Origin of the sequence: Shinella agrisoli, from assembly GCF_046557955.1 — a bacterium.
Classification (GTDB): domain Bacteria; phylum Pseudomonadota; class Alphaproteobacteria; order Rhizobiales; family Rhizobiaceae; genus Shinella.
The window spans coordinates 1-20,253 of record NZ_JBJIEP010000041.1 but is presented as its reverse complement, the minus strand read 5'-3'; the positions used below and the strand labels follow the sequence as shown (position 1 = coordinate 20,253).

At 60.9% G+C, this 20,253-nt stretch carries 36 protein-coding genes and 1 tRNA gene; 14 read left to right on the top strand and 23 right to left on the bottom strand.

The window, feature by feature from the left end; translation table 11 throughout:
* The first annotated feature begins 2 nt into the window (after nt 1–2).
* The 3 genes from ACIIOY_RS25865 to ACIIOY_RS25855 all read left to right on the top strand — a co-directional run bounded on the left by ACIIOY_RS25865 (nt 3) and on the right by ACIIOY_RS25855 (nt 1,721).
* A complete protein-coding gene (locus tag ACIIOY_RS25865) occupies nt 3–812 on the top strand; it encodes a DNA adenine methylase (protein WP_411037548.1) in 810 nt (269 codons plus the stop codon).
* Between the two features lie 64 nt (nt 813–876).
* A complete protein-coding gene (locus ACIIOY_RS25860; protein WP_411037547.1) occupies nt 877–1,290 on the top strand; it encodes a hypothetical protein in 414 nt (137 codons plus the stop codon).
* Nucleotides 1,257–1,721, top strand: a complete 465-nt coding sequence (locus ACIIOY_RS25855) for a hypothetical protein (protein WP_411037546.1) — start codon at nt 1,257–1,259, stop codon at nt 1,719–1,721. Before ACIIOY_RS25860 ends, ACIIOY_RS25855 begins: the two co-directional genes overlap by 34 nt.
* A gap of 196 nt (nt 1,722–1,917) precedes the next feature.
* Here the strand turns inward: ACIIOY_RS25855 and ACIIOY_RS25850 are convergent.
* The 3 genes from ACIIOY_RS25850 to ACIIOY_RS25840 form a co-directional block, all read right to left on the bottom strand.
* Nucleotides 1,918–1,994 (bottom strand) — tRNA-Met (locus ACIIOY_RS25850).
* Between the two features lie 133 nt (nt 1,995–2,127).
* The gene (mnmA, locus tag ACIIOY_RS25845; RefSeq protein ID WP_411037545.1) at nt 2,128–3,324 is read right to left on the bottom strand and encodes a tRNA 2-thiouridine(34) synthase MnmA; all 1,197 of its coding nucleotides are present in this window, start codon (nt 3,322–3,324) and stop codon (nt 2,128–2,130) included.
* Nucleotides 3,325–3,509: 185 nt separating this feature from the next.
* A complete protein-coding gene (locus ACIIOY_RS25840; RefSeq protein WP_411037544.1) occupies nt 3,510–4,259 on the bottom strand; it encodes a helix-turn-helix transcriptional regulator in 750 nt (249 codons plus the stop codon).
* A gap of 436 nt (nt 4,260–4,695) precedes the next feature.
* Between ACIIOY_RS25840 and sciP the strand changes: the two genes are divergently transcribed.
* Nucleotides 4,696–4,971 carry a CtrA inhibitor SciP gene (gene sciP / locus ACIIOY_RS25835; RefSeq protein ID WP_023515011.1) on the top strand — a complete coding sequence of 92 codons (276 nt, stop codon included), beginning with the start codon at nt 4,696–4,698 and terminating at the stop codon, nt 4,969–4,971.
* A gap of 33 nt (nt 4,972–5,004) precedes the next feature.
* Here sciP and ACIIOY_RS25830 read toward each other — a convergent pair whose 3' ends face one another.
* Complete coding sequence (locus ACIIOY_RS25830; RefSeq protein ID WP_411037549.1) at nt 5,005–5,175, bottom strand: hypothetical protein; 171 nt, start codon at nt 5,173–5,175, stop codon at nt 5,005–5,007.
* 115 nt (nt 5,176–5,290) lie between these two features.
* On the opposite strand from ACIIOY_RS25830, the gene ACIIOY_RS25825 reads away from it, so the two are divergent.
* Nucleotides 5,291–5,572, top strand: coding sequence for a GNAT family N-acetyltransferase (locus tag ACIIOY_RS25825; RefSeq protein WP_411037543.1), 282 nt, complete (start codon nt 5,291–5,293; stop codon nt 5,570–5,572).
* Between the two features lie 75 nt (nt 5,573–5,647).
* Here ACIIOY_RS25825 and ACIIOY_RS25820 read toward each other — a convergent pair whose 3' ends face one another.
* The gene (locus tag ACIIOY_RS25820; protein WP_184144142.1) at nt 5,648–5,998 is read right to left on the bottom strand and encodes a flagellar export protein FliJ; all 351 of its coding nucleotides are present in this window, start codon (nt 5,996–5,998) and stop codon (nt 5,648–5,650) included.
* A 530-nt stretch (nt 5,999–6,528) separates the two neighbouring features.
* Here ACIIOY_RS25820 and ctrA point away from each other — a divergent pair.
* Nucleotides 6,529–7,227 carry a response regulator transcription factor CtrA gene (gene ctrA / locus ACIIOY_RS25815; protein ID WP_203424414.1) on the top strand — a complete coding sequence of 233 codons (699 nt, stop codon included), beginning with the start codon at nt 6,529–6,531 and terminating at the stop codon, nt 7,225–7,227.
* Nucleotides 7,228–7,442: 215 nt separating this feature from the next.
* On the opposite strand, the gene ACIIOY_RS25810 is transcribed toward ctrA, so the two are convergent.
* From ACIIOY_RS25810 to ACIIOY_RS25745, 14 genes are all read right to left on the bottom strand, one after another.
* Nucleotides 7,443–7,805: a response regulator gene (locus tag ACIIOY_RS25810; protein WP_411037542.1), complete on the bottom strand. Its 363-nt coding sequence runs from the start codon at nt 7,803–7,805 to the stop codon at nt 7,443–7,445.
* Nucleotides 7,806–7,916: 111 nt separating this feature from the next.
* Nucleotides 7,917–8,570 carry a histidine phosphotransferase ChpT gene (chpT, locus tag ACIIOY_RS25805; protein ID WP_411037541.1) on the bottom strand — a complete coding sequence of 218 codons (654 nt, stop codon included), beginning with the start codon at nt 8,568–8,570 and terminating at the stop codon, nt 7,917–7,919.
* Nucleotides 8,571–9,114: 544 nt separating this feature from the next.
* Nucleotides 9,115–9,345, bottom strand: a complete 231-nt coding sequence (locus tag ACIIOY_RS25800; protein WP_411037540.1) for a hypothetical protein — start codon at nt 9,343–9,345, stop codon at nt 9,115–9,117.
* Nucleotides 9,342–10,010 carry a deoxynucleotide monophosphate kinase family protein gene (locus tag ACIIOY_RS25795; RefSeq protein WP_411037539.1) on the bottom strand — a complete coding sequence of 223 codons (669 nt, stop codon included), beginning with the start codon at nt 10,008–10,010 and terminating at the stop codon, nt 9,342–9,344. Before ACIIOY_RS25795 ends, ACIIOY_RS25800 begins: the two co-directional genes overlap by 4 nt.
* Nucleotides 10,007–10,237, bottom strand: a complete 231-nt coding sequence (locus ACIIOY_RS25790) for a hypothetical protein (protein ID WP_411037538.1) — start codon at nt 10,235–10,237, stop codon at nt 10,007–10,009. The genes ACIIOY_RS25795 and ACIIOY_RS25790 overlap by 4 nt, the downstream gene beginning before the upstream one ends.
* Before the next feature lie 109 nt (nt 10,238–10,346).
* Nucleotides 10,347–10,544, bottom strand: coding sequence for a hypothetical protein (locus ACIIOY_RS25785; protein ID WP_411037537.1), 198 nt, complete (start codon nt 10,542–10,544; stop codon nt 10,347–10,349).
* On the bottom strand, nt 10,544–10,726 hold the full coding sequence (locus tag ACIIOY_RS25780; RefSeq protein WP_411037536.1) for a hypothetical protein: 183 nt from the start codon (nt 10,724–10,726) through the stop codon (nt 10,544–10,546). The genes ACIIOY_RS25785 and ACIIOY_RS25780 overlap by 1 nt, the downstream gene beginning before the upstream one ends.
* The gene (locus ACIIOY_RS25775) at nt 10,723–11,004 is read right to left on the bottom strand and encodes a hypothetical protein (protein ID WP_411037535.1); all 282 of its coding nucleotides are present in this window, start codon (nt 11,002–11,004) and stop codon (nt 10,723–10,725) included. Before ACIIOY_RS25775 ends, ACIIOY_RS25780 begins: the two co-directional genes overlap by 4 nt.
* The gene (locus ACIIOY_RS25770) at nt 11,001–11,231 is read right to left on the bottom strand and encodes a hypothetical protein (protein ID WP_411037534.1); all 231 of its coding nucleotides are present in this window, start codon (nt 11,229–11,231) and stop codon (nt 11,001–11,003) included. The genes ACIIOY_RS25775 and ACIIOY_RS25770 overlap by 4 nt, the downstream gene beginning before the upstream one ends.
* The gene (locus tag ACIIOY_RS25765; RefSeq protein WP_411037533.1) at nt 11,228–11,872 is read right to left on the bottom strand and encodes a DUF1937 family protein; all 645 of its coding nucleotides are present in this window, start codon (nt 11,870–11,872) and stop codon (nt 11,228–11,230) included. Before ACIIOY_RS25765 ends, ACIIOY_RS25770 begins: the two co-directional genes overlap by 4 nt.
* Entirely contained in the window at nt 11,872–12,225 is a 354-nt protein-coding gene (locus ACIIOY_RS25760) for a hypothetical protein (protein WP_411037532.1), read from the bottom strand. The genes ACIIOY_RS25765 and ACIIOY_RS25760 overlap by 1 nt, the downstream gene beginning before the upstream one ends.
* Complete coding sequence (locus ACIIOY_RS25755; RefSeq protein WP_411037531.1) at nt 12,225–12,647, bottom strand: nucleoside triphosphate pyrophosphohydrolase family protein; 423 nt, start codon at nt 12,645–12,647, stop codon at nt 12,225–12,227. The genes ACIIOY_RS25760 and ACIIOY_RS25755 overlap by 1 nt, the downstream gene beginning before the upstream one ends.
* Before the next feature lie 105 nt (nt 12,648–12,752).
* Nucleotides 12,753–13,010, bottom strand: coding sequence for a hypothetical protein (locus ACIIOY_RS25750; RefSeq protein ID WP_411037530.1), 258 nt, complete (start codon nt 13,008–13,010; stop codon nt 12,753–12,755).
* On the bottom strand, nt 13,007–13,669 hold the full coding sequence (locus tag ACIIOY_RS25745) for a hypothetical protein (protein ID WP_411037529.1): 663 nt from the start codon (nt 13,667–13,669) through the stop codon (nt 13,007–13,009). The genes ACIIOY_RS25750 and ACIIOY_RS25745 overlap by 4 nt, the downstream gene beginning before the upstream one ends.
* Nucleotides 13,670–14,169: 500 nt before the next feature.
* Here ACIIOY_RS25745 and ACIIOY_RS25740 point away from each other — a divergent pair, with 500 nt between their 5' ends.
* The 3 genes from ACIIOY_RS25740 (at nt 14,170) to ACIIOY_RS25730 (ending at nt 15,373) form a co-directional block, all read left to right on the top strand.
* Nucleotides 14,170–14,817, top strand: a complete 648-nt coding sequence (locus ACIIOY_RS25740) for an SOS response-associated peptidase (protein WP_411037528.1) — start codon at nt 14,170–14,172, stop codon at nt 14,815–14,817.
* Nucleotides 14,818–14,885: 68 nt separating this feature from the next.
* On the top strand, nt 14,886–15,104 hold the full coding sequence (locus ACIIOY_RS25735; protein WP_411037527.1) for a hypothetical protein: 219 nt from the start codon (nt 14,886–14,888) through the stop codon (nt 15,102–15,104).
* 17 nt (nt 15,105–15,121) lie between these two features.
* Nucleotides 15,122–15,373, top strand: a complete 252-nt coding sequence (locus tag ACIIOY_RS25730; RefSeq protein ID WP_411037526.1) for a DUF982 domain-containing protein — start codon at nt 15,122–15,124, stop codon at nt 15,371–15,373.
* A 234-nt stretch (nt 15,374–15,607) separates the two neighbouring features.
* Here ACIIOY_RS25730 and ACIIOY_RS25725 read toward each other — a convergent pair whose 3' ends face one another.
* On the bottom strand, nt 15,608–15,844 hold the full coding sequence (locus ACIIOY_RS25725) for a hypothetical protein (RefSeq protein WP_411037525.1): 237 nt from the start codon (nt 15,842–15,844) through the stop codon (nt 15,608–15,610).
* 196 nt (nt 15,845–16,040) lie between these two features.
* Between ACIIOY_RS25725 and ACIIOY_RS25720 the strand changes: the two genes are divergently transcribed.
* The gene (locus tag ACIIOY_RS25720) at nt 16,041–16,328 is read left to right on the top strand and encodes a hypothetical protein (protein WP_411037524.1); all 288 of its coding nucleotides are present in this window, start codon (nt 16,041–16,043) and stop codon (nt 16,326–16,328) included.
* A gap of 77 nt (nt 16,329–16,405) precedes the next feature.
* On the opposite strand, the gene ACIIOY_RS25715 is transcribed toward ACIIOY_RS25720, so the two are convergent.
* Together ACIIOY_RS25715 and ACIIOY_RS25710 are read right to left on the bottom strand one after the other, a co-directional pair.
* A complete protein-coding gene (locus ACIIOY_RS25715) occupies nt 16,406–17,308 on the bottom strand; it encodes a hypothetical protein (protein WP_411037523.1) in 903 nt (300 codons plus the stop codon).
* 247 nt (nt 17,309–17,555) lie between these two features.
* A complete protein-coding gene (locus ACIIOY_RS25710; RefSeq protein ID WP_411037522.1) occupies nt 17,556–17,831 on the bottom strand; it encodes a DUF6894 family protein in 276 nt (91 codons plus the stop codon).
* 138 nt (nt 17,832–17,969) lie between these two features.
* Between ACIIOY_RS25710 and ACIIOY_RS25705 the strand changes: the two genes are divergently transcribed.
* From ACIIOY_RS25705 to ACIIOY_RS25690, 4 genes are all read left to right on the top strand, one after another.
* On the top strand, nt 17,970–18,188 hold the full coding sequence (locus ACIIOY_RS25705) for a hypothetical protein (protein ID WP_411037521.1): 219 nt from the start codon (nt 17,970–17,972) through the stop codon (nt 18,186–18,188).
* A 92-nt stretch (nt 18,189–18,280) separates the two neighbouring features.
* On the top strand, nt 18,281–18,436 hold the full coding sequence (locus ACIIOY_RS25700) for a hypothetical protein (protein ID WP_411037520.1): 156 nt from the start codon (nt 18,281–18,283) through the stop codon (nt 18,434–18,436).
* A 239-nt stretch (nt 18,437–18,675) separates the two neighbouring features.
* Nucleotides 18,676–18,969, top strand: a complete 294-nt coding sequence (locus tag ACIIOY_RS25695) for a sunset domain-containing protein (RefSeq protein WP_411037519.1) — start codon at nt 18,676–18,678, stop codon at nt 18,967–18,969.
* Nucleotides 18,970–19,070: 101 nt separating this feature from the next.
* Complete coding sequence (locus ACIIOY_RS25690; protein ID WP_411037518.1) at nt 19,071–19,235, top strand: hypothetical protein; 165 nt, start codon at nt 19,071–19,073, stop codon at nt 19,233–19,235.
* A 294-nt stretch (nt 19,236–19,529) separates the two neighbouring features.
* On the opposite strand, the gene ACIIOY_RS25685 is transcribed toward ACIIOY_RS25690, so the two are convergent.
* Complete coding sequence (locus ACIIOY_RS25685) at nt 19,530–19,772, bottom strand: BON domain-containing protein (RefSeq protein WP_411037517.1); 243 nt, start codon at nt 19,770–19,772, stop codon at nt 19,530–19,532.
* Nucleotides 19,773–20,253 lie beyond the last annotated feature (481 nt).

The following is a 20,253-nucleotide window of genomic DNA, read 5'->3' as shown; positions in this document are numbered from 1 at the left end:
AAATGGTGAATTTGCAGCCGGTCGCCCCGGTCTCTCCCGCCGCTCCCTATATCGGCGGCAAGCGCGTGCTTTCGAAGACCATCATCCGCAGGATCAACGCCACGCCGCACGACGGCTACGCCGAGCCCTTCGTCGGCATGGGCGGCATCTTCCTTCGCCGCACCATGCAGCCACGCATGGAGGCGATCAACGACATCAGCGGGGACGTCGCCAATCTCTTCCGCATCCTCCAGCGCCACTATCCGCAGTTCATGGAGACGCTGCGGTTCCAGATCACGAGCCGGCGGGAATACGAGCGCCTGGTCAAGGTCGATCCCTCGACCCTGACCGACCTCGAACGGGCGGCCCGCTTCCTCTACCTCCAGCGCCTGGCCTTCGGCGGCAAGGTCTCCGGCCGCAACTTCGGGGTGGTCAGGGCAGGAGGCGCCAGGTTCAACCTCTTGAAGCTCGCGCCGCTGCTGGAGGACATCCACGAGCGCCTGGCCGGCGTCGTCATCGAATGCCTGCCGTGGCGGACCTTCATCGAGCGCTACGACCGGCCGGGCATGCTCTTCTATCTCGATCCGCCCTATTGGGGCAGCGAGGGCGACTACGGCAAGGCAGTGTTCGGCCGGGAGGAATTCGCCGAGATGGCCGACGTCTTGAAGGGTATTCGAGGCACCTTCATCCTATCCTTGAACGCCGTTCGAGGCGTCCTCGAAACCTTCAAGGAATTCTCGATCGAGGAGGTCGATTGCACCTATACGGTCAGCGGCAAGGGGCGGGCCAGCGCTGTGAAAGAGGTGCTGATCGGGCCGCCGGCACATCCATGACCAACAACCTGGGGCTATAGACCGACATGCTCCCACGTGCCAAAGTGCACGGTCGGGAGCAAAAATGAATCAGCAGAGTTACACGCCTGAACAGTGGCTTATGATGGCGGCCGCAGAGAAACGCGCCGCTGAGCTTTTGTTAGGCGAGCGCACGCTTCAACGCGTTGTGTTCGGCCATATCGGGTTTGGCGTCGAGTACACGCTCAAGGCGGCGTTGCAGCACAAGTTCCGCTACAACACGTGGCCGGCGTCTCTGCGAACCCACGATCTTCCGGTTCTCATGGCCGCACTGGGTGTCAACGTCTGTCCTCAACATCCTATCGCTGCGGCCTGGGCAACCGTTTCACAATGGCGACGATCAGAGTTATATAATCCAGACGAGTTTTCGCTCGCGGTAGTTCGAGGGCTCTTTGACGCGGCTTTTAGTGAGGAAGGAGTGGAACCATGGATACGCCAGAACTTTCTCGCGACCTTCTAAAGGCTGGCGCCGAGTATCTCGGGGCCCTGGACACTCTCGGCCTGAAGCCCGAGGGGCTGACTTGGGTGTACGATGCAACGCAGCGCAGGTTTGCGCTGTGGCTGATTTGGGCAGGCGTCGATAAGTACGGCCCCTATCAGATCAACAAGCTTTTGTTCCGCGCCTATAATGCGACAGCGCTCCCGCAGGAAATCGACCCGTTCTGTGTTTTCGTCATCAGCCCCAAGTCCTCGATGGGCAAGAGCCTTAAGAACTTCGACACGCATATTCAGAGCGCATTTGAGTTCGGCGCGGGAGAGCCGCCAAACATTACGACCATCTTCCATATCCACCGCGACTGGATCTATCGCCTTGGACGGAAACCAACTGCGGTGGCTCTTTTCAATAACTGGCAGCGGTTCAGCGCGTCGGTTGATGCCTTGGCCGCGTGAGCAGACAGAGCGGCCGTCAAGCGGTGGGTTCAACCCGCGTGTGAGGATGCTTTAAACGGTATTTTGACACCTGATCCGGAAAAATGAAAATTCCGATTTCGGCTGTCAAAATTCCGATTTTTCGCGGCGAGCTACAGGGCTGAATATCGGGGGTATTTTGCCTGCCTGATCCATTCGGGATTGCCGGCTATAAGGATGGTAGCGGAGGAGGGATTCGAACCCCCGACACAAGGATTATGATTCCTCTGCTCTAACCTACTGAGCTACTCCGCCGCCCGAAGGGACGATCAAGGACGATGTCCATTTCCGTCCGGTGCGCGGCTTATAAGGTGCTGTTCCCGCGGGTGTCAAGCGAGGTTGCGAGAAAAATCGCCTTGTCCGCGAAGGCTTTGGCCGGCGCGGCTTTTCAGGCCGCGACCGGGGTGGAGAGAATGCGCTTCAGCGCGTCCTCGGCCGCTGCTTCGCGCTCCGAGCGCAGGATGAAGCCGCCGCCGTAGATGCGGGCGTCCTCGCCCTCGCCGGAATAGAGCGCGCAGGCCTGGCCGGGCGCGACGCCCGGCTCGCCTTCCGCCAGCTCCACATAGATGCCGCCGGGGCCGGACTGGAGGCGCGCGGGGCGCGGCGGGCGCGTCGAACGCACCTTGGCGTAACAGTCGAAGCCGGCGGCGGCCACGGCCTCGAGATCGCCGTCCCCCAGCCAGTTGATGTCGCGCAGGTACAGGCGGCGCGTTTCAAGCGCTTCCTTCGGGCCGACGATGACGCGGCGCGAGCGGGCGTCGAGATAGACGACGTAGAGCGGCTCGCCGGTGGCGATGCCGATACCGCGGCGCTGGCCGATCGTATAGTGCAGGATGCCCTCGTGCCGGCCGAGCACGCGGCCGTCGATATGCACGATCTCGCCGGCGAGGGCCGCATTCGGCTTCAGCTTGTTGACGATGTCGGAATACTTGCCTTGCGGTACGAAGCAGATGTCCTGGCTGTCCGCCTTCTTCGCGACGACGAGGCCCATATCCTCGGCGAGTGCCCGCGTTTCGGCCTTCGAGAGATGGCCGAGCGGGAAGCGGAGGTAATCGATCTGCTCCTGGGTCGTCGCGAAGAGGAAGTAGCTCTGGTCGCGCTCCGCATCGACGGGCCTGTAGAGCGCGCGGCGCCCCGGCGCACCCGGCGCCGGGTTGGGGCGGGAGCGGATGTAGTGGCCGGTCGCCAGCGCATCGGCGCCCAGTTCCTTGGCGGTGGCCAGGAGGTCGGCGAACTTGACGGTCTGGTTGCAGGCAACGCAGGGAATCGGCGTTTCACCGGCGACATAGCTCTCGGCGAACGGATTGATCACCGTCTCGCGGAAACGCTTCTCATAATCGAGCACATAGTGGGGAATGCCGAGCGTTTCGCAGACGCGGCGCGCATCGTCGATATCCTGGCCCGCACAGCACGAGCCGGCGCGATGCACGGCCGCGCCATGATCGTAGAGCTGCAAGGTGATGCCCAGCACGTCGTAGCCTTCGCGCTTCAGGATTCCGGCCACGACGGAACTGTCGACGCCGCCCGACATGGCGACGACGACACGCGTATCTTCCGGCTTGCGATCGAAATCGAGACTGTTCACGCGAGGTCCGTTCCGGTGCTGCGGGCTCCGCCGGAGCTTGCCGCAAACATCTTTGAATTGAGGCCGCGACCGGCCGTTACCGCCCCCACCCATCGGCAGGACACCTTTTCGGGCGACATATAGAAACTTGCCGCGCCGAGAGCAAGAGAAGGCCGGAAACCTCGTCGTTCCGGGCGAGGCGGACGTCAGATGAGCCGGAGCCGCAGCGCGATGGCGATGGCCTGCATGCGGTTGACGGCCTGCAGCTTGCGGGTCGCGCTCTTGAAATAGCTGCTCACCGTATAGACGGAGATGCCGAGGATGATGGCGATCTCGTCGCTGCTCTTGCCGGCAGCCGCCCAGCGCAGGCACTCGACCTCGCGGCTGGAGAGCTTTTCCCGCCCGGCCGTCGCGGCGACGAACGTCTTCTCGAGGCATTCGAAAAGCTGGAGGGCTGCGAAATGCAACTCCGTCAGTTCCGGACGGGCAAGCGGGGTGCGCGCGCCGGAAAAGACCATCAGGTATGGATCGGAGGTCGTGGAGTGCAGCAGGAAGGCGGTGGAGGCGGTCAGGCCGTAGCTTTCGGCAAGCGCGATCGCCTCGCCGGCCTGCGCGCTCTCCCAGTCGGCCGGCGCCAGAAGCGAGCTATCGCCCTGAACGGGCAGCTTCGTCATTCCGGTATCGATCGCCAGCCGGCTGATATGGAAGAGGTTCATGGCATCGTACTTGCGCACCAGATCGGCCGGCCAGTTGCTGACGAGCAGGCGCTCGGCGAACCGCTGCTGCTCGTTTGCGGGAAAGCGCGACACCAGGAAGTGGCTGAAGCGGAAGTGGCTTGCGCACTGGCGCATGAGGTGCAGCACCTCGTATTCGGTCTGTACGGATTCCATATTGGCCGACGACAGGAATTCGGGCGACCAGCCCTGCTGCCGGAGCATGTTGTCTGGATCTCTCATTTTCCGTTTCCAACAGCCGGCGCACGTTGCCGGGCTCGTGTGCATTCTCGGTCCGGAAAATTCAGGAGCACCCGTCAGGCAGGTAACGACGAAAAACGCCGCGGAAGCCATATCCCGACGGGAGACAGCTCGCGGAGGCAATTCATTTGGATGCATCCTGGAGGCTTCCGGTGGCATCGATCCGATGCCGCCTCCAAATTTTGGCGCGTATTAGCAGCATTTGAATAAAATGGAAATGAATTATTTGCATGGCTCCCATGCAGGCGCCATTCGGGCAAAAGGCGGCCAACTAAGGGGAACCGGAGGGTCGCGCGTGCCGGCAGCATTGGCGAAGCCGCTCAAAAGATTAGAAAATTGTTAGTATGCGCTTAGGCAAATCTTAAATGTGGCGGGCTACAGTCCCGGGATATGGTCTTGAGTTTATGTAGAGAGTCCAATGACCGATCTGATACGACCCCGCGTTAAATACGTCATCGGCCCCGATGGCAGCCCCCTGACGATCGCCGATCTGCCGCCGGCCAACACGCGGCGCTGGGTGATTCGCCGGAAGGCAGAAGTCGTCGCCGCCGTGCGCGGAGGCCTCTTGAGCCTCGAAGAAGCCTGCGAGCGCTATACGCTGACGGTCGAAGAATTCCTGTCCTGGCAGTCCTCCATCAACGACCACGGCCTGGCCGGCCTGCGCACCACGCGCATCCAGCAGTACCGCCACTAGCCTCATTCCGGATCAGGACCAAGCTGCGGCCGCTCAATGCGGCCGCAGTTTCATTTGCAGAAGGCCGGTCATGATCGCGGAAGCGGCATAGAACCAGAGGCCCGGCTGCGTGAAGGCCGAGGCCATTCCGCTCGTCTTCGCCGCGACGATGAGAAGGACGGGAACGGCAAGGATCATCGGACACATCGCGGTTCGGATGCGCATTCAATAGCACCGGCGGCGTTCCGATGCAGCACACACCGTTCACATCCGAACGCCTTGCGGGATGAAGCACGACAGGAAAGGATGGCCAGGTACAAGGACGACAAGGAGCATCGCCATGGACATCCTGCATGAGGAAAACGGCGCCAAGGGCCGCTACCACACCATCATCGAGGGACACGAGGCGGAGATGACCTATTCCCGCACATCGCCGCAGCTCGTGATCGTCGACCACACCGGCGTACCGGATGCCCTGCGCGGCAAGGGTGTCGGCCAGGCACTCGCTGCACATGTCGTGGAGGAGGCCCGCAAGGGCGGCTGGAAGATCATGCCGCTCTGCCCCTTCTTCCGGGCGCAGGCGATGCGCCACAAGGACTGGCAGGACGTCGTCAACCTCTGAGGAAACAGGCGCAACGCGAAGAGCCCTCGTGAGCGGTCTTCCGGCCGCTCGCGAGGGTTCTTCGAACGCACCGGATCAGGCGCGCATCCGGACCGCGTTGTCGCGCTCCTCCAGCGCCGAAGCCTTGGCGAACTCCGCCTCCGCCTCTTCCAGCGCCAGCTCGGCGGCATCCTGCTGCACCTTCAGCTCCCGGATGGAGACCTGAAGGTTGTCCGAACGCTGCCGCGCCGCCTTGGCGAAGGTGGGATAGGCGAAGTGGTTGGGATCGGTGATCCCGGACTTCTTTTCCTCGATGGCGATCTGGCTCTCCAGCTCCTTCGACATCCGCTCGAATTCGGACATCATCAGCTGAAGCTGGGCCAGTTGCCGTCTCTTGTCTTTCACCTGGAATTCCTTCAGGCGAACTAGGCTCTCACGCGACTTCATACGCAATACTCCCGTGGATAGCGAGACCCCGGCATTGGGGCGAACGACCGCCGAAACACGTGGCGGGCATCCACCCGGCATTCCAAATCGGCGCCCGAAGCGCGGCGTTTCACCGCACGCCGGAGGCCGGCATTCCTACCCGTAACCCGGCAAACCCTGCCGAACCGTAAAAAAATTCGGCGAGATTAATGAAATCCTACCGCTGGTAACCTTTCGTTTACGGGCATCGTTAATCATAGGGATGATGATTTAAGGCTCAGTAAATGCGGTTCGCGAAAAAACAGGTGGGTCGCATTGATGAGTCGAAAGAGTCGGTTAACGGTGTTTCTTAAAGAGACAGTTTAAAAAGCACGTTTCCGATTCATGGCATGAAATCAGGAGCCTGCCCAAAATAATTAACAGATCGATACACCTTGCCAAAGTGAATCAGGATTTGTTAACCATTTCGTGGCAGCCTCCAAATCAGGCAACGACTGGATCCGTATCGCGTAGGGGGCCAGGTACCTTGAGCGGCGGAAAAGGGGACAGATATGCGGGTTCTACTCATTGAGGACGACAGCGCGACGGCGCAGAGCATCGAATTGATGCTGAAGTCCGAAAGTTTCAACGTGTACACCACCGACCTCGGCGAGGAAGGTGTCGATCTGGGCAAGTTGTACGATTACGACATCATCCTGCTCGACCTGAACCTGCCCGACATGTCGGGTTACGAGGTTCTGCGCACGTTGCGCCTGTCCAAGGTCAAGACGCCGATCCTCATCCTCTCCGGCATGGCCGGCATCGAGGACAAGGTGCGCGGCCTCGGCTTCGGCGCCGACGACTACATGACGAAGCCCTTCCACAAGGACGAGCTCGTCGCCCGCATCCACGCCATCGTGCGCCGCTCCAAGGGCCACGCCCAATCGGTCATCGCGACGGGCGAGCTCATCGTCAACCTCGATGCCAAGACGGTCGAGGTCGGCGGCCAGCGCGTGCACCTGACGGGCAAGGAATACCAGATGCTCGAGCTGCTCTCGCTGCGCAAGGGCACGACGCTCACCAAGGAAATGTTCCTCAACCACCTCTATGGCGGCATGGACGAGCCGGAACTGAAGATCATCGACGTCTTCATCTGCAAGCTGCGCAAGAAGCTGGCGAATGCCGCCGGCGGCGCGAACTACATCGAGACGGTCTGGGGCCGCGGCTACGTGCTGCGCGAGCCCGACGGCGACTACCTCGAAAGCGCCTGACCGCGCCCCTCCCCGCTCACGATCCGACCCGCCGCTCGCCGGCGGGTTTTCTTTTGCCGGTTGGAAACTTTTTGAAGAACCTCGCCTTCCGGCACGCCGTCATCGCCGGGCTTTACACTTACCCCGAGAATCCAGGCGGCACGCGGCATGGATAGCCGGGACAGGCCCGGCCATCACGAAAGAGGGGTTTTGACGGGGCTTTGCCCTTGACGAAATCAGGCGGCGATCGAGAGATTGCCGAAGACCTGGGTGAGGATCTTGCGGTCGAAGGGCTTCAGCAGGAAATCGTCCGCGCCGGCGCGCTTTCCCATCATCATCTTCTTCAGGTCCGCCTCGACCACGCAGTAATAGATGCGCACCGACTTGCCCTGCGGCAGGTTGCGGATATTGCCGATCAGTTCGAGCGCACCGTCCATGGTGGAATCGACGATGAGGATGTTGGGCAGTTCCGCCTCGCAACGCACCAGCGCTTCGAGCGAACTCGACGCTTCCAGCACGAGGAAATCGAAACCGGAAAGAATACGCTTGCCGACCTTACGGACGACATCGGAACTGTCGGCAATCATCAACCGCAGCATTGGTTGCTCCTAGGTCTCCCGCTCGTCAAGCGGGAACGATACAGGATGCAACTCTACCGGCGTCTGGCAAACAAAGCGTTAGCGGCCATGGTTAACGGACCGCATCCTGTCTCACTCGGCAGCCGCGACCGTACGGGCCGTGAAGACGATCTCTTCCGGGTTCACCGTGACGTCGAGCTCCATGCCCGCTTCCTCGGCGAGCAGCACCGTGTAATAGGGCTGGATGGAGTGGGCATCGACCGCCTCTTCCGGCGTGCCGGAGAGGATCTCGGTGAACTTCGGCGGCACGCGCAGCATGCGGCCCTTCACCGACAGCTTGAAGGTCGCGTCGAATTCCGGATTGTCGAGCGTCACATCGATCGAACCGCCGCGCGGGATGGCGCCGTAGGCGATGAGGAACAGGTTGAGCAACAGCTTGACCCGGTTCTTGGCGACGATGGCGCGCGGCCCCGTCCAGGTGATTTCCGTCTTCTTTTCCGCGGCGGCGAAGTCGCGCGCGGCCTTTTCCGCCTCGCCCGTGTCGATCGAGGCGCCGACCGAGCCCGAGGCGCCGAACGCGAGCCGCGCGAACTTCAGCCGGACGGAGGCGTTCAGCGCGCTCGTGCGGATGAGGTCCATCGCCTCCGCGTCGGCGCCGCCCTCGTCGAGCAGTTCGAGGCCGTTGTTGATCGCGCCGACGGGCGAGATCACGTCATGGCAGACACGGCTGCACAGAAGCGCTGCCAGATCGGGACCCGTCAGCGTAAGGTTCGGATTTTTCGCCATAAAATTCTCCCAGATCCACGCATCCATTCGGCGCGGGCAACCTTGCGACAGGTGCGCTCGCGGGCATTCTGCGCGACGCATAGCACACCGGAATTGCGCGAGGCGTGCCCGATTTGAAGACAGCCATAATGACACCACATTTGGTAAACCGATTGTTAATTGCAACTCATTGAATTTTTTAAAGGGTGTTACGATTTTTTGCCTGGCGTTACTGGTTTCCGTTCCTCGTATGTTCAATCCAACCCGCACCCATATCGCGCGCAGATGACGTTCGCCTTGCCGCGACACATATAGCAAATGTTCTTGCAACTGGCGGCGCAGAACATGCGCGCAATATCATCGCATGTTGGCTTTTCGGCTGCGGTCTTCAGATGGATTCCGACAAACAGAGCGGTGTCAGCCTTTAGCCTCACCTCTTTACCCGCGCGGCCTCGTTCCAGGATACGGTTGGCGATTTCGGTCAGTTTGTCCATTGGAACAAAATATGAACGCAATGGGCGGCCGTCAAGAAAAACCCCGCCGTGTGACGGGCGGTGGTTTGGTGTTAGGTGAGAATGGCGTCGCGGATTGCTTCCGCCGTCGCTCTAGCGGGTTGGCTGTCGAAGCCAGATCCCGTGTCGTGGGCCTGCCGGAAGCCCTCGGCCACATCCGAGCAACGTTTACGCTCTGCGAGAATGGCAGCCGCTAAGACCTTGCGGGCGTGGCTGTCCGCTATGCCCACGGATGCACAGATCAATGCGGCCGTGTCGGCGATGTCGTCAGGGATGTTCCTCACGCCGCCCTCCTGATCACTTCCTCGATGCCAGCGTACAAGCCCGTGACGCACCCGTCGTTCTCAACAATGGCGTCCGCCTGGCCGCAGCCAGCCTCACTCTCATGTGAACCCGCTATGCCGCCCCTGCCCTCTAACTTGATGATGACGCCCCCCAGGCTGCGGACGGCTTCAGCTTCGTTGGGGAAACGGCAATCGTCGACGACGACGCGCTTGCCCGCTGCCAGCACGTTGTTGGCGTGGTGTACCCATAGCTCCGCCCAGAAGTCTTCGCCGATACACTTTCGCCCCCACTCCGTGCCGAGGGTCTGCATCGCATACCGCGGCGTCTTGAAGTTCAGCCAAGCGCACGGCGTCTCTTTCAGATTGCCTTCGATCTGCTCCTGCGAAAAGCCCATAGCAGCCATGGCTGCCTTCAACGGCCCGGCGAACTTCACGCGCACATAGCCGTGCTGGCGGATGAGATAGTCGGCCGCCGTGGACTTGCCGCTACCGGCGAGACCGGTGAAGGCGACGACTCGGGGCAGGTTGTCGTTGGCGGGACGAGGAGCGCGGTCGGGTATGTCATACCAGAACATCGGAACCTCCTTCCCGATTGCTGCGCCGAGGGCGGCCAGTTGTGTCGGGGCGAAGGTAATGGAGGCGACGGTCAGCTGCGGTTCGCTCATGCCTGTTGCTCCAAAAGAGCGGCGTCGATCGCCGCGTTGTAGCCTGGAATAAAATCACCGGGCGGCACGAACTCACCGGCAGCAGCGTCAATCATCGCATCTGTCGGGTTGGCCATAGCGGCGATGGCGGCTCGGGCATCGTTGATGTAGACAGGCCAGTCGTCACTATCAGGCGCTCGGTTCGCAAGCGCAATAGCCCTCGCCACCTTCTCAACCATACTGGTCATGCGCCCCTCCAGTTCGACATGAAGAACGACGTCTTCTTGAATTCGGCCAGTCCCATTTCCTCGATAGCTGCGCGCACCGCCGCAGCAATGGCTTTCTCCTGTTCCTTCGTCACGCAGCCTCTCCCTTCTTTCCAAGCAGTTCAGCGAGCCGATTGAACCAGATGTTCACACCCTCAACGAGCTTATCTCGGTCGCAGTCGAACACCGGTCCGTTATTGATCTTACGCAGGTTGTCAGCGATGCCGGCCACATATTCGGCCGCCTCCCGGATTCTCGTGCTTTGGTCGGCGTGTAGGTTCAGGTCCATCAAGCAGCCTCCATCAATTCCCGGTACGCGACAATCTCGCCGCCATTCTTATTGTCGTTGTCCGCACGGCCCCACAGCCACTTGCGTGCCGCCGTGTCCTTGATTTCCCTGCCGCTGCGAAGACGGATATCCACCTGCCCGGCAGGCTGCTTGCCGTGGCCGCTCCAAGCCTTCCACGTCATTCCGCCACCTCCAATTCCCGTTGCGTTTTGGGCTCTACGAGTGGACGGAAGCGGGAGGCATTGTAGGCGCAGTCGGGCGACGCCCACACGTTCCCGAACTTGCTGTCGATGCCCTCCAGCTTCACGCCGTAATAGGTGCCGAGTGTGTAGTGGGTTTCCACGCCATACCATCGCACAATGTAGACCTCGCCCTCGGTGAGGTTGTCATCCTTCACAACAGCGCCGCCAGCCAGCGGAACCTTGTCGTCGATGCAGATCACCTTGTCGCCGGGCTTCATGCTGCCTCCTGTAGGGCGGCGCGTCCCTTTTCCGTAATGGCGAAGAACTGCCTCCTGCCAGGGCCGCCCGGAGTGACCGAGACAAGTCCAAGAGGAACGAGACGGCGAAGCAGCGACGCGGTGTTTACGCCAAGATGGACCGTGGCGAACTGCGAATGTTGCGGATGGATGATGTGTCGGGCGTTCAGCCAGGACAGGGCGTCTCGTTGGCGGCGGGTGATCTTCATCCCACCCTCCCCACGTTGTTCTCCACCAACCAGCGTGGCGACACATGAAGGATCGGCTTGCCGGCGCGCACGAATTCCTCGATCTCGTATTGCAGCCCGACAGAATCCTGCCAGCCAGCCATCGTCAGCACGATCAGGCCAGCCGCGCCGTCCACCAACGGCCGGCACTGCCTCTTCCAGAAGTCCCATGTGATGGGCAGCCCGCCCGCGAGCGTGACCGCATGCCCGTGAGCGATCGGGCTATAGATCACCATGCCGAAACGCATAAGCCGAGCCGCTGCATCCGCGACTACTCTGGCTGCTGCATCATGGCCAGCCTCATACTTGCTGTACGGCGATCCGAGGTAGATATAGCCAGACCGCGCCGCCAACAGCGCTAGCCCCTGCGGCAAGCGTTCCTCTGGAGTCATCTCCATGTACGGATTGTCGCCGCAAAACTGTCCGCTGTCCGCGGACGCGGGACGTGCCGGTTGCCTGGCAACGGGCACGAATCCGGTAGCATCCGCATGCCGCGCCCAGTCGCCATCCGCAATGGGCGGCACGTTATCGTTTGCGGCCACGTACTTCGTGAGGGGCCCGAAGGTCGTCGTTGCAACGTCAGACGAAAGCCCACCGCTCCCATAGTCGTAGGCGTCTACCATCACGCAGCCTCCCGCTCGCGCCAGAACCGGCAGTACTTGGCGCCCATCTCGGCATACTTTTCCGGATAGCCGTCGCGCACCAGGGTCTCCTCTAGCGTCTCGTCCTCAAGCGGGCGGTAAGGACGGGGGAAGCCGTAGAGCCATCCGCTCGGCGGGTCGTAGATGAGGTCCGCACTATCATTGACCACAGATGATCGCGCGGGCCTGCTTAGAACCTTTTCCTGAAGGCGATGGATACCGTGCCGAAACTCGTCAAAGTCATCACCATGCTCAGAAGGAAGCAGCAGAAAGGCGTTCCAAGCCTTTACGAGATGGTCGATTACCGCTTGTTCGTTACTGGTAAGGTCGCGCATCAAAACGCCTTCCCGCCGGCAGCCTTGCGGGCTTCCAGCTTATGATCTTCGCGGGTTGCGTTGAAAGCCATCTTCTCGACAATGGCTCCGCCCAGGTCGCATCCAAGGAAGGTGGCAAGGTCGCCGATGCGGATCATTGCGTCGGCAAGCTCTACCTCAATCATCTTTCGATGCGGCAGCTTGTCGTCGCGCAGCCCCTTGCGGTAGCCCTCCATGGCCTCGCTGATCTCGCTGTGGATCAGGCAGAGCATTTCCGGCACGTTGCGCTCCAGCGGCTTGCCCGTCGTCGGGTTGGTGTACCAGCCGGCCTTGCGGCTTGCCGCGTGGCAGTCAGCCGCAAACAGGTTGATGGCACCGGCGTGGGTGTGGCGCGCTGGGGTGTTGTCGCGAAGCATATGCGACGGCACTGTCTGGCCGCGCACTCGTACTTCTACAGCCCAGTCGTCTAGGTCAGTACCTCTTGCATACATTATCAGTCTCCTCTTGTGGTGGTTCCTGCCGGTTGGTAGGCGGCAGGCGGTGGTGCTTTAGATTATGAAAAGCACGAATACGACGGCCCAAAGAGCCATGCCGGTTAAGAAGCATATAGCCATGCACACAACATTATCGTCTTGGCCATTTCCGTCTGTGATGCGATACTTTGTCATGAATGCCGCCCAGAGTGGCATTACAATGAACGCCGGCAATGTCGTGAGTGATACTCCGATGAAGCCAGATATCACCTGATTTAATTCATCTCCTGTGCCGGTCTCTTGCGGGCCGCGTTCAACAACACAAATACTCATGCCACCCTCCTCTGCCCGTCCAGAACGTTGTCGTTGGCTGCCGCATACCGCCCCGCAACCATCTCTGGCCGCATGGTGTCGCGCCCGACTTCGCCCCATTCCTTGTGGTAGGTAATGCGCTTGGCTGACCTACCAGACAGCCAGCCGCCACCAGCCGCATAGGCATCCGGCGCGGCAAGCGTTTCGTGCTGCTCGACGTACATGAGCGAGGACTTGCGCCCTTCATCGGAATGCCGATGACCGACGTGAGCGTAGGCGTATTTCGACCGGCCGTACTGCTCGCGGAATATACCGGCGAGCGTGGCGTCAACGTTTTGGACGCCGCGACGATGGCCGTGGTGATAGAGCAAAAGCGTCTGGCCCCACTCATAGGCATAGTAGAGCATCGGCGAGTTATCGACCGTGATGCGCGGCTCGTTCTCGTACATCGCGGCGAGCATTTCGCGCAGCCATGCAGACGATGCCGGATCGTGGTTGCCGGAGGCCATCACGACGTGGACGTGTTCATGCTTCTGCAGGAGCATATCAATGATGCGGCGGATCGTGCGAATGACGACGCGGATCACCTTTTGCAGGCGGCTATCTGCATCAAGAACGTGCCTGTGTGCGGGCGTGACGCTCTCCAGCGCGTCATGGTGCATCAGGTCGCCGAGCTGCACCGCATAGTCCGACGTTCGAAGCATTACCTCAATGGTATGATCTGGGCGGACACTGTTCGAACTGCGAGCGCGAAGGCTGGGTAGACAGATGGGAATTGGAACGACGACACGGCGAGGCCACAAAGCTCGCCGACCTGCGCCCGCTATTGCGCTGCATGAAGTGCGGCAACAAGGGCAGCAATACGTGGATCGTGGCACAGGTGCCGCGCTAGGATCGCCGGCTTAAATAGGCTTGCCGGCGGGGGAGGCGCGCCCTATCCTTCCGGCATGCCTATAAGTGGACCTCGCCATCAAACCAGTCCCGATGATCGCTTCTTGAATGCGAGGAAGACCTTGAGGCCGAGTTTCAGTCGCTCGTCTGGAGGGCTGTCAACGCTGGATGGGACGAGGGCGAAGTCTGCGCGGCGCTCGCGTCGCTTGCCGACCATCACCTCCTCGCGATGGAGTGCCACGCCAAGACGGAAGCCTCCATCAGGAAGCTACGTCTTTAGGGCTTCGACATGTGCAATCTCTACAACATCAGCACCACGCAAGACATGATTCTCGCCGTGACACGGGCGTTGCGCGGGAACATCGGCAACCTTGAGCCGTCGGTAGACATCTACCCCGATCGCCCCGCGCCGGTCGTGCGGAATGTCAATGGAGAGCGCGAGCTCGCCATGCTCACATGGGGCATGCCCTCGCCGCCCTTTGTGACGAAGGGTAAACCGGACACCGGCGTGACGAACATCCGCAACGTCTCATCGCCGCACTGGCGGCGCTGGCTGGGGCCGGAGAACCGTTGCCTGGTGCCGTGGACAACGTTTTGCGAGTGGGAAGACACCAAGCCGAAGAAGACGAAGCGGTGGTTTGCACTGAACGAAGAGCGACCTCTGGCCTTCTTTGCCGGCATGTGGACGACCTGGCGAGGGGAGCGCGGATCGCAGAAGAACCCGCGGCCGGGCGAGCACGAGCTGTACGGGTTCCTGACCACCGACGCGAACGCCGTGGTAAACCCGATCCACCCGAAGGCCATGCCGGTCATTCTGACAACCGATGAAGAACGCGACGTATGGATGCATGCGCCGTGGGACGAGGCGAAAGCACTGCAAAGACCGTTGCCGAACGACGGGCTTATCCTCTTGCCGGTAGAGGCCGGCTCCGACTGAAACGAAAGCGAGGGAGAACAGAGTTGAGCGGCCATCCAGACCTTGTCGAGGCATTCAGGCGAGCGCCCGTGACCTACCTCGCCTCTGCCGCACCGCGCGACGGAACGCCGATCGCCGCCAAGGACGATGATGGCGATGTCCGTCTGGTCCGGTGGAGAATGGGCGCCGACCTTGATGAGGGCGAAGAGCCTTATTGGGCCGCCTACGACACGGACGAGCCGTTTGATTTCGTGGAGTGGATTCCGTCGCCATTGACCGTAGACGAGATATTGAAGCTCTATGGATGATCCGCGGGAGGTGCGGCATGGACAACGGAAGATGGGAAGAGCCGATCACGTTTGAAACCCAGCGGCTGGGCCAGTACCGCACCATAGCGAGCGCTGCCGAGGCGGCACGGGCACTGGTGGAGGACTGGCCGGTAGACACCGGCGAGGCGCTCGCGGAAGCGCGGGAAACGTGTCTGGCCGTGCTGGAGGGCAAGAAGAAGCCCGAGGCGGCACGAATGGCTTTCTTGAGGGCCGCAGCCGAAGCGGACGTCTTTATCCGCCCCCGTTGATTATCCTCGCCACTTACGGCCAAAAAGCCTCAAGCACATATCTGATAGCTTAACCCTGCGTAAGGTGGTACATAACGCCACCAACGTTTGGGAGGGCGAGATCATGACCCGTGACGCGGACGATGACATTGACCGTGATCTTGTCCGGCACATGAGGGACGCAGCGCGTCACATGAAGAAGCTCGACGTCAGCCCGGCAGAGGCGTTGCAGGTGCTACGCCAGTATGCCCGCGATCAGATCGAGGCGCCGGCGTCGGACAAGGCGTCGTCCCCTAAGGCGAACTGAGCGCCCCCGACGACCGCTGCTTCAGATCCACATCGGATCTGCTCGATCATCATCTCCGCCAGATAGCGGATCATGCCGTCCTTCGGTCCGAGTGACTTCTGCATCCATACCAGATGCCGAATGGCCTGCATCTCGTCGTCCGACAACCTGTGGTCTTTGCCGGAAATCGATCTCGTCTGCCCCATGCTCCCATCCCTCCGACTCAGTGGATAGTTCATGATTGCACAAATGCAATTTTACGCAACCAATACTAAAATATGAGCCCAATATTCGCCATAAAGGCGAATACCTACGACCGCGACGGGTGTTTGTCGCGCCGACTTGCTCGGAGTTGAAATCGCGCTATCGTGCGGAAGGCGGTAAAAGGCTGGAGGTGAAACGATGAGCCTGACAACCGATTTCGTGGCGGAACTGTACCGCGCCGGGACCCAGGCGGAGAAGCTGACTCCCTTCGAGGCGCGAAGGCTCCTTGAGCGGGCAGCTGTCACGATCCGCGATATGCGGCAAACTGCGCTCACAATCCCGGACAAGATGGACGAACGCCTGGCCATTATCGCCGACTTCGCGAAAAAGATTGCTGGTCTGCCGCCGCAGCTCTTGGCGCATGGGCTTCTCGATGCGGCCGATATGATACGGGAGCTTAGGGTTGCGATCGCCACGACGGCTTAAAACGATGGGGCTGCGCAAGCAATGCCGACGCAGCCCCAAATAGGCAGACCCCTTAGGCCGGAAATTAAAGCGGGTGCTTATTCCCGCGAAACCAAGGCCGCCTCTTCATCGTCCCGTTGCCGGCCACCGAGGGCGGCAGCAGCGGAAGCGACGAAAGCACCGACCAGCAATGACAGGGCACCGAGCAACGAGACCGTGGCCGCGGATTTCCGGGCCTCATCGGCGGCCTGAAGGGCTGCGTTCTTAGCGTCTTCGATCTGCTGCAGGACCTGGTCTACACGAGTACGGGCTTCCTCCTGGGAAATGCCGGCGCGGGAAGCGACGATCGTCGAGATATAGGCGCGATCGGCATCCGGAACCTCACCGTTGGCTGCGCCCTGCATCAGGATGCGCGCGACCTCTGCGGTGGCCGCCGCGTCATCCGACTGTGCCCTCGCCGCGGCGTCCTGCGGGCGAAGAAGCAGATCCGTGAAGTATCCGGTCGCAAGGTCGGGGGATTCGCTGCCAGCGGCTGTCGCGGCCGTGGCGGCTCCCACGGTCGCCGTCGTCGCGACAGAGGACGCCGCCTGCACGCCGCTTCCGACCAGCGAGGTAAAGCCCGACCCGGCAAGCCCGGCCACGACGACGGTCGCAAGCGCCCAGCTCAGGAAGCCGTGCGCGGTATCGCGAAAGAAAACCTCATCGGTGCGCACACCGGCCCATTTCGTGCGCAGCCGCCCGGTGAGATAGCCGCCAAGCGCCGAGGAGAGCCACTGGACGACGACGAACCAGATGGCGGCCGTCACGCCCACCGTCGCGAACGAAGCGCTCTCGCCCGACCAGGGCGAGACCATCGTCAGTCCGACGCCTGAACCGAGAAGAAGCAGAATAAGGCTTGCCGCGGATGCCGCGGTCGCTCCGCCGATGACCGGCCCCCACGCTAGGGCGGGAACGTTGGATTCGATGCCGATATCGGAAGTGCTCGTCGAGTAAACAGCCATCACTGCCTCCTAGCGCATGAACAGGATAAGCAGGATTACGATCGGCAGAGGAATGCCCAGGAGCCAAAGAAGAATACCGCGACCCATTGTGAAGTCTCCCTAATATCATGAATGCGCCTCTCGCGCGGTCCACAAACGTCTCCTTCCTCGCATTGTTCCCGGCCGGCGTGCCTCCCCTATCTCCCGCGACTTCTCGCCAAGGGCATCGCCTCCCTTGCCGCTTTCGTGTGGGCTTTTTCGTCGCCGCTTATGGGGTATGCGATAATTGGGAGGAGAGGCCGTGCGGCAACGTCTCCATAAGGAGGCGGACGGTCAGAAGGGGCCTGTAAGTCTCATCTTGCAACTCGACAGAAATGCTGTCGACAGGCTCCCTCGGCAATCCGTCGAGCGCCATCTCCGCCAACAGGGTTTTGGCCTGCTCGGTCGCCTCGTCGACTGTCTCAAACTCGAAGGCCTGATCCGGCAGAAGAACGCCATCTTGATCCTGAATCTTGAAGTAGAATTTGGCCACACGATCCTCCATGCATGATTTCCACGCTTCAACGAGCAATTGCCTGCACCGTTCCGCATCACGGCAACCAATAAAGATTTTGCTTGCGCGCGACGCATGAAGAGACATAGCTGCACGACAGATGACCGCGTTTGAGGAGTTCGCGTCACTATGTCCGGATGGGGTTTGCTGGAGCCGGAGGATCTCGACGTACTTCAAGAGGCCTTCGAGCGTGTACGCGCCAGGATGCAGATCGAGCGCCAAAGCGAGGAAGCCACGCAGATGGCCCGGTATCTGTTTGATCTCTATGCCTCGGGCGTTGTCACCGTACCGGAACTTGTCAGGCAGACGGTCGAGGCAAGAACCGGACAAAAGGCTCGCAGCGGCTGAGGTTGCTCAAGCCATCCGTAAAGCAGTGCACGCGAGGGAGAACGATGTTTGGAAGGAACGAGGGCGATGAATGAGCCACCAAGGAGAACCAGATGAACGTTCCAGGTATCGTAATCGGCGCCGCCGTTGGCATCAGCATGGCGGTTGCCATGTCCACCTCGTTAGGCGCAGCGGTCGGTGTTCCGGTTGGCATCGGAATGGGAATTGCGATGGCGGCTGCGATGAGCGCAGCGTTCAAGCGCCGATAGCGCGTTCCTCTGATCCGCCGGCCTTTCCTATCCCGTTCATCTGCTGTTCATTTGCGCCGGAGCAGATTTCGTTCGCCGCGGTGCATGCGGCCGGAGAGGCCCGCTCGGCAAGGCCCCCAGCCATCTGGGCGGGCCTCTTTGCCAGGCGCTCCGTTACAACGAAGAGCGTCGGACGTGAAGCGCCGCGACACCGGCGGGTTTTCTACGCCGAATGCAACTTTACGTAAAGCAGAAACCGAATGGAAACGCCCGCCGGTTATCCTGCCAGCATGAGCAACTTCACTTATCTCGTCATCGGTGCTTCGGTCGCCAGCTTTCTGGCAACAGGCGGCTATGCCCTCGTTCCGCGAGAGGTTTACGACCCCAGCTGTAATATCAAGGGCAACGTCTCCTACAACGGTGGCCAGCGCATCTATCACGTGCCAGGGCAATACTACTACTACGACACCCGCATCACCTTCAGCCGCGGCGAACGGTGGTTCTGCTCGGAAGACGAGGCGCGGGCGGCTGGCTGGAGAAAGGCTGGCTATTGATGAAAGGAGGCCGCGGTCGCGGCGCCGGAATCGGCAAGTCACGCGTTATGGTACATGAGAGCTGAGAGCGGATTGTCGACTTTAAGTGGACGGAGGGGAAGATGAAGCTAGCGCCGGACATTGAGGACGCATTGGACCGCTTTGCCGAGGAGCAGGGCATTAAGCGCGAGGAAGCGCTTTCGGTCATTGCCCGAGACTGGTTGATCGGGCTGGGATATCTCCGTTCAAGGAGTGCCCAAGATGAGGACGGATCGGCGCAAAATTGAGCCGATTAGGAATGTGCGCAAAGTTGAGCCGATTGGCACCCGCGTTTTCCAGGGAGCAGCTTTTTAAATATTCCGCCCAACCGTACCGAAATGGCGGAATCAGCCCTTCCCACCTAGACCAAAGTCGTAGAAAGATCGGGAGACCTCCCAGATTCTCCCGCGATGCGCTAAGGCGTCGCTCATTGCCCCGCCTTAGCGCGGGGCTTTTTCATCCGGCAACTGCCGCCTTCGGGGCGGTGGATAGAACCTATCTACTTTCGTATCAGGCTGGCCCGAAAGTCTTTCCCGCGCAATCTAACCGTCATCGGGAATCCAGATGATCCTGTCCCATACCGGTGCGCGGCCGGCGACTTCTCGCACGATCTGCAACGCGCGCCGCGCGGCCTTTGCCGGCGCCCTGCCCGACAGAATGATCGCCCCAGGCATGAGCGTGACATCGATGTCATGTCCATTGCAAACACCGTCGTAGGCGATCGCCGCCTTCAAGGACGCACGAAGGCCAGCCCTGGCAGCGCCGGAGTCGAAATCCCTGGTCATGTCTGTAATCCCCTTCGAGCGCCGTCATCTACGGCGGCTTGCAAGGGGGTAATGTGAGAAGTACGGAAAAGTTCCAGCCGGCATCTTTACTTCGCCGGATAGCGCCCTATGTCACCTGGATTTTGGCTGGACGCGTTGTCGGATTAGCGGAATCAGGACTCCCCGCCTGGTAAGAACGCAGAGCTTTCGGCCCCGGGTTCTCCCGACGGAAGGAGGCCGCAGTCGCTGCCTTACGCTTCATGTTTCAGGGCAATATGCCCGCTCCCGGGCGACGCATTGAGCAAGAAATCAGACGCCCGGTCAAAGCTGGTCAACGCTATCGGCGCTCCGCCCCTCCCTGCTGCCCCGCCTCGATCCGCTGAAGTATCTCCCTCACGACCTTGATGTCACCTGCCTGCTGGCTCACGAGGTTCTGCAACTCCTTGATTGCGGTCGCCGTCGAGTTGCTGGTCTGCTCCGTCACGGTCAGGCGGTAGTCTAG

Coding starts and splice junctions, on each gene's coding strand:
- ACIIOY_RS25790 (WP_411037538.1), bottom strand. CDS start 10,237: ATGACCAGTATGGTTGAGAAGGTGGCGAGGGCTATTGCGCTTGCGAAC.
- ACIIOY_RS25785 (WP_411037537.1), bottom strand. CDS start 10,544: ATGGACCTGAACCTACACGCCGACCAAAGCACGAGAATCCGGGAGGCG.
- ACIIOY_RS25740 (WP_411037528.1), top strand. CDS start 14,170: ATGTGCAATCTCTACAACATCAGCACCACGCAAGACATGATTCTCGCC.
- ACIIOY_RS25820 (WP_184144142.1), bottom strand. CDS start 5,998: ATGAAGTCGCGTGAGAGCCTAGTTCGCCTGAAGGAATTCCAGGTGAAA.
- ACIIOY_RS25695 (WP_411037519.1), top strand. CDS start 18,676: ATGGAAACGCCCGCCGGTTATCCTGCCAGCATGAGCAACTTCACTTAT.
- ACIIOY_RS25825 (WP_411037543.1), top strand. CDS start 5,291: ATGGACATCCTGCATGAGGAAAACGGCGCCAAGGGCCGCTACCACACC.
- ACIIOY_RS25725 (WP_411037525.1), bottom strand. CDS start 15,844: ATGGGGCAGACGAGATCGATTTCCGGCAAAGACCACAGGTTGTCGGAC.
- ACIIOY_RS25840 (WP_411037544.1), bottom strand. CDS start 4,259: ATGAGAGATCCAGACAACATGCTCCGGCAGCAGGGCTGGTCGCCCGAA.
- ACIIOY_RS25720 (WP_411037524.1), top strand. CDS start 16,041: ATGAGCCTGACAACCGATTTCGTGGCGGAACTGTACCGCGCCGGGACC.
- ACIIOY_RS25690 (WP_411037518.1), top strand. CDS start 19,071: ATGAAGCTAGCGCCGGACATTGAGGACGCATTGGACCGCTTTGCCGAG.
- ACIIOY_RS25810 (WP_411037542.1), bottom strand. CDS start 7,805: ATGCTGCGGTTGATGATTGCCGACAGTTCCGATGTCGTCCGTAAGGTC.
- ACIIOY_RS25780 (WP_411037536.1), bottom strand. CDS start 10,726: ATGACGTGGAAGGCTTGGAGCGGCCACGGCAAGCAGCCTGCCGGGCAG.
- ACIIOY_RS25795 (WP_411037539.1), bottom strand. CDS start 10,010: ATGAGCGAACCGCAGCTGACCGTCGCCTCCATTACCTTCGCCCCGACA.
- ACIIOY_RS25700 (WP_411037520.1), top strand. CDS start 18,281: ATGAACGTTCCAGGTATCGTAATCGGCGCCGCCGTTGGCATCAGCATG.
- ACIIOY_RS25685 (WP_411037517.1), bottom strand. CDS start 19,772: ATGACCAGGGATTTCGACTCCGGCGCTGCCAGGGCTGGCCTTCGTGCG.
- ACIIOY_RS25710 (WP_411037522.1), bottom strand. CDS start 17,831: ATGGAGGATCGTGTGGCCAAATTCTACTTCAAGATTCAGGATCAAGAT.
- ACIIOY_RS25830 (WP_411037549.1), bottom strand. CDS start 5,175: ATGCGCATCCGAACCGCGATGTGTCCGATGATCCTTGCCGTTCCCGTC.
- ACIIOY_RS25765 (WP_411037533.1), bottom strand. CDS start 11,872: ATGGTAGACGCCTACGACTATGGGAGCGGTGGGCTTTCGTCTGACGTT.
- chpT (WP_411037541.1), bottom strand. CDS start 8,570: ATGGCGAAAAATCCGAACCTTACGCTGACGGGTCCCGATCTGGCAGCG.
- ACIIOY_RS25855 (WP_411037546.1), top strand. CDS start 1,257: ATGGATACGCCAGAACTTTCTCGCGACCTTCTAAAGGCTGGCGCCGAG.
- ACIIOY_RS25750 (WP_411037530.1), bottom strand. CDS start 13,010: ATGAGTATTTGTGTTGTTGAACGCGGCCCGCAAGAGACCGGCACAGGA.
- ACIIOY_RS25730 (WP_411037526.1), top strand. CDS start 15,122: ATGGACAACGGAAGATGGGAAGAGCCGATCACGTTTGAAACCCAGCGG.
- ACIIOY_RS25775 (WP_411037535.1), bottom strand. CDS start 11,004: ATGAAGCCCGGCGACAAGGTGATCTGCATCGACGACAAGGTTCCGCTG.
- ACIIOY_RS25860 (WP_411037547.1), top strand. CDS start 877: ATGAATCAGCAGAGTTACACGCCTGAACAGTGGCTTATGATGGCGGCC.
- sciP (WP_023515011.1), top strand. CDS start 4,696: ATGACCGATCTGATACGACCCCGCGTTAAATACGTCATCGGCCCCGAT.
- ctrA (WP_203424414.1), top strand. CDS start 6,529: ATGCGGGTTCTACTCATTGAGGACGACAGCGCGACGGCGCAGAGCATC.
- ACIIOY_RS25705 (WP_411037521.1), top strand. CDS start 17,970: ATGTCCGGATGGGGTTTGCTGGAGCCGGAGGATCTCGACGTACTTCAA.
- ACIIOY_RS25760 (WP_411037532.1), bottom strand. CDS start 12,225: ATGCGCGACCTTACCAGTAACGAACAAGCGGTAATCGACCATCTCGTA.
- ACIIOY_RS25715 (WP_411037523.1), bottom strand. CDS start 17,308: ATGGCTGTTTACTCGACGAGCACTTCCGATATCGGCATCGAATCCAAC.
- ACIIOY_RS25770 (WP_411037534.1), bottom strand. CDS start 11,231: ATGAAGATCACCCGCCGCCAACGAGACGCCCTGTCCTGGCTGAACGCC.
- ACIIOY_RS25865 (WP_411037548.1), top strand. CDS start 3: ATGGTGAATTTGCAGCCGGTCGCCCCGGTCTCTCCCGCCGCTCCCTAT.